The organism is Kitasatospora sp. NPDC032757 (assembly GCF_055579305.1).
Window position 1 is genome coordinate 1 of sequence record NZ_JBVINN010000104.1, and the last position, 1468, is coordinate 1468.

Genomic DNA, 1468 nt, shown 5'->3' on the forward strand with positions numbered 1-1468 from the left:
CGTGGGTTCTACTGATCCCCGCAACACCCTGGAGTTCAGGGGTTGCGGGGATCATGGATTTTGAGGCGCTGAAGACGAGGTTCTTCGAGGCGTTGGACCGGGCGAACGGCAGCGTCACCGGGGCGGCCCTGGCCGTCGGGGTGAACAGGCACACGGCGGCCGGGTGGGCTCGTAAGGCCGGCATCCGTGGTCGCGGCAAGCCCGGCAAGGACGGGCATCCCGGACGGGCGGAGTACGAGCGCCTTCGGGCGGCCGGGGTCCGGCGCCGCGAGGCCGCGGCCCAGGTCGGCGTCCACCCGCGCACGGCCCAGGACTGGGACCGGGGCATCCGGCAGATCGGCCACTCACGCCTGTACGCGGACGGCCGTCGGATCGACTATACGACTGGTGTGATCACCATCGTTGCGCCGGCGGAGCCGTCCCTGGCCACCGTCGAGGCCGCGCTGCACCCACGGTTCCTCACCGTGGCCGAGCGGGAGCTGATCGCCGACATGCGGCGCGAGGGCCGGTCGCTGCGGGCGATCGGGCGGGCGCTGGGCCGGCCGGCCTCCACCGTCAAGCGCGAGATCGACGCCCGCTCGGTCAACGGCACCTATCGGCCGCACCAGGCCCAGCGGGCATGGGCCAAGAGCCGCTCGCGCCCCAAGGAGTCCAAGCTTGCCCAGGAAGGACCGCTGCGCGACTTCGTCGCGGACCGGCTCCGGGAACGCTGGTCACCCGAACAGATCTGCAACGCTCTTCCCATCGAGTTCCCCAACGACGAAGGCATGCGGGTGAGTCCGGAGACGATCTACCAAGCGGTCTACGTCCAGGCCCGCGGCGGACTGCGCCGCGAAGTCGCACTGGCACTGCGTACCGGGCGCACCCGCCGCAAACCGCACCGCGGCCCGGACCAGCGCACACGGCGGTTCGTCGACGAGATGGTGATGATCTCCGAGCGTCCTGCCGAGGTGGAGGACCGGGCGGTGCCCGGCCACTGGGAGGGCGATCTGATCGTCGGCACCCGCAGCGAGAGCGCGATCGTCACCCTGGTCGAGCGCTCCACCCGCTACGTCATGCTCGGACACCTGCCCGGCGGGCACACCGCCGAGGAGGTTCGCGACGTGCTGGTGCCGCTGATCCAGACCCTGCCCGAGCACCTGCGCGGCTCGCTGACCTGGGACCAGGGATGCGAGATGGCCGCGCACAAGCAGTTCACCGTGGCCACGGGAGTGCCGGTCTACTTCTGCGATCCGCACTCCCCTTGGCAGCGCGGGTCGAACGAGAACACCAACGGCCTGCTGCGGCAGTACTTCCCCAAGAGCACCGACCTGTCCGTCCACAGTCCCGAGGACCTCGAACACGTCGCCCAGCAACTCAACGGCCGCCCACGCAAAACGCTCGGCTGGAGAACTCCAGCCGAGCGCCTGCGTGATCTACTGGCAACCGCATAGGCCATCAGGTGTTGCGAGGACTACTAGAGACCACC

1 protein-coding gene is annotated in these 1468 nt (G+C 69.9%); it reads left to right on the forward strand.

What is annotated here, in order from left to right; translation table 11 throughout:
- Positions 1-53: 53 nt before the first annotated feature.
- Positions 54-1433 (forward strand): IS30 family transposase, encoded by a 1380-nt coding sequence (locus ACZ5WK_RS40260; RefSeq protein WP_465555534.1) that lies wholly within the window; start codon positions 54-56, stop codon positions 1431-1433.
- Positions 1434-1468: the final 35 nt, after the last annotated feature.

Coding starts and splice junctions, on each gene's coding strand:
- ACZ5WK_RS40260 (WP_465555534.1), top strand. CDS start 54: ATGGATTTTGAGGCGCTGAAGACGAGGTTCTTCGAGGCGTTGGACCGG.